This is a genomic window from Streptomyces sp. NPDC029014 (assembly GCF_055564695.1).
This window is the reverse complement of record NZ_JBVHVT010000204.1, coordinates 1-2464: the sequence shown is the minus strand read 5'-3', so window position 1 is coordinate 2464 and position 2464 is coordinate 1. Positions and strand designations below refer to the sequence as shown.

The following is a 2464-nucleotide window of genomic DNA, read 5'->3' as shown; positions in this document are numbered from 1 at the left end:
GTGGTAGCAGTGGTGGGCTCTGACGGTGCTCAGCCTGATGGGCGCATTGGGGGCATTTGCCATGCTGAGCGGGTTGCAGATTCTCCTCGTTCGACATGCAAAGCCGATGATTTACCAACCTTGATTGATACGCCTTACCAGGCACACAAGGCCGTCCGAGAATCTGCGTTGGACCGAGCAACCAACCAGCCCCAAATTTGCCTCGCACCGGTCTGGATCCCCCAGTAGGATTAGGTGAAGGCCGGCTAAGCCGTCGCTCTCACCACACATCCAAGGAAAGGGATTTCTATGACGTTCTGGCGCATGCAGTTGCACCCTTCGGACAGCACCCGAGCAGTCGCTCATACCACCCGGTCACTCGGTTTGGGATACGTGGGATTGGACTTTGCAAGTCCCCCGGGCGATCTGACGGATGTGAAGCAACAAGACATCGACCAGAGCCAGCGAGACTACTGGGATTTCGCCCACTGCATGGAGGTAGGCGACATCATCTTAGTGGTCGCCCACCATTATCCGTGCGCATTGGCCCGGGTCACCGGGCCATATAACTACATCAGAGCTCCGGAAGCAGAATTGGGTGTGTGGTTCCGCCACTTCCGAAAGGTCGAAGTGCTGGGCTACTACGCGGATATCGTCACCCATCCCGCAAAGTGGGAGAAGACCACCATGACCGACACCATCTCCATTCTGAGGGATCCGGACAGTGCTTCTCACCAACTCATTTCCAAATGGCTCGCTAAGTTAGGCGAATGACACCGTGCAGGCATCACCGGGCAGAATTGGAGCCGCGGCTCTTCGCTTGCCATCCAATGCTTCGTGGAATCGCGCTCTGGAGCTGGCTATACGAAATGCACTTCATCCGTTTCCAGGGGAGCGGAATTGACGTCCGCTCCAGGCTTCACCTGCCGTCGTCGTAGCTTCTCAGCTGCTAGACAGGACAGACCTGCAGCAATGACCATGCTCAGTCCACCAATGGCGGACTTCAATCCGACGTAAGGCGACAAAAGCAGGAGAATGGGCAGTCCCAGATAGAAGGTGTGCCGGGTATTGTCCACAACCAGGGAAGATCGCTGGGGAGCAAGCTCTTTCCTGTCCGCCACGGCTTGAGTATGAGCCTCAGGCTGCTGGAACTGTTTGTAGAGCTCCAGATCGAAGGCCTGCGCGGAGATGATTTGCTTCATCGAGACTATGACCTGAAATATCTCCATGGTCGCGTCATCCGGCAGCTTGATGTCGTAGTAGGTCGTGAAGACCAGCTTACCTTTGTCATCCCTGTAGCCTGACGCAACAGGGGTCATGCCCACCCACTCCTTACCCACTCTCGGACCCGTGAACTCGTCCAACAGGCCGACGTAGACCTTGCTGTTGTCTAGGGTCAACGCAACCAGCGTGCCATCTTCTTCGCACTTGATAGCAAGGCTCTCGATGGCGTCAATCGCGCCGTGACGTGAGGCGATCAACTGGGCGAGTGATCGGGTTCGGACCAACGGAACATTGAGCAGGATTGGAAGCGCGGCCCCAAGGAGTAGACACCACAGAGTGATCGCGAGATGCAGAGTCAGCCCTTCAGCCGACTGCTTATCACTTATCTGAAGGGGCAACATCCCCTGGAGCTTGCCTAGATACAAGCTGTAGGTGGAATGCCGCAACGCCAACGCATGCAGCCCGGCGCTGATGCCGAACAAGTAAACCGAGCAGAGAGCAGCGCCGAAATACTGAGGGTGCCCCGGATGGTGGAGTGCCTCAAATCGCGTGTATCGCCACTGCCGATAAAAATACCAGCCCGCCGCCAAGAGGACGGCCAGCAGGGCCAAGCTCGTCATTTGGAGGACGAACCCTTTTCCTTGGCAACCTTGAGGTCGCGAAGATCACGTGCGGCGTCCAGCTGACGCTTCATGCGGCCAGACTTAAGAAGCCCATCACGGTTAAGCACAAGGGCACCGTCACGGTTGACCTCGTAGAAGGTGTCCTTCTGCCCTCGCTTGGCGATGGTGAACTGGCTAAAGAATTGCTTCATGTCGCTGATCATATGACCTCCAACGCCCAATGCAAGAGGGCCCCATTCAGCTTTCCAGTCTCTTCACTGCCTGTCTGAGCATCGCAACCAATGTCCTTACGGCGGCGCCTCCGCTGTCTTGGTAGACATCTATCACCCTTGCACAATGCCGGCCAGTGGACGGCTATGATGGGCAGGACACAACACAGGACACATGTCCGGTTTGCGATCTGTTGCAGGGTCAAGGGATTAGGTTCGGGTCGATCCGATCCCCCTCTCTCCGCCAGATAAATGAAGAAGCCGCCCAGTGGGCGGCTTTTTTATTTGTCTGACGGAGAGCATCGGGCGAGAGAAGCCCCGCCGGGGTTCGACGGTTCTGCAGGAGCAGAACCGGACCGCCGCAGGCGGGGCCCGGTGCGCAGCGCGCCGGGATCGGGTGCATGGAGGCACCCGACAACCCCCCCCCTC

At 57.5% G+C, this 2464-nt stretch carries 3 protein-coding genes; 1 reads left to right on the top strand and 2 read right to left on the bottom strand.

Translation table 11 applies throughout. The annotated features are described in order from the left end of the window. Nucleotides 1-288: 288 nt before the first annotated feature. On the top strand, nucleotides 289-753 hold the full coding sequence (locus tag ACZ4VL_RS40425) for a hypothetical protein (protein WP_164167238.1): 465 nt from the start codon (nucleotides 289-291) through the stop codon (nucleotides 751-753). A gap of 86 nt (nucleotides 754-839) precedes the next feature. Here the strand turns inward: ACZ4VL_RS40425 and ACZ4VL_RS40420 are convergent, their stop codons facing one another. Then, the gene (locus tag ACZ4VL_RS40420; RefSeq protein WP_468210986.1) at nucleotides 840-1823 is read right to left on the bottom strand and encodes a hypothetical protein; all 984 of its coding nucleotides are present in this window, start codon (nucleotides 1821-1823) and stop codon (nucleotides 840-842) included. After that, nucleotides 1820-2017, bottom strand: coding sequence for a hypothetical protein (locus ACZ4VL_RS40415; RefSeq protein ID WP_262235977.1), 198 nt, complete (start codon nucleotides 2015-2017; stop codon nucleotides 1820-1822). Before ACZ4VL_RS40415 ends, ACZ4VL_RS40420 begins: the two co-directional genes overlap by 4 nt. Between the last annotated feature and the right edge of the window lie 447 nt (nucleotides 2018-2464).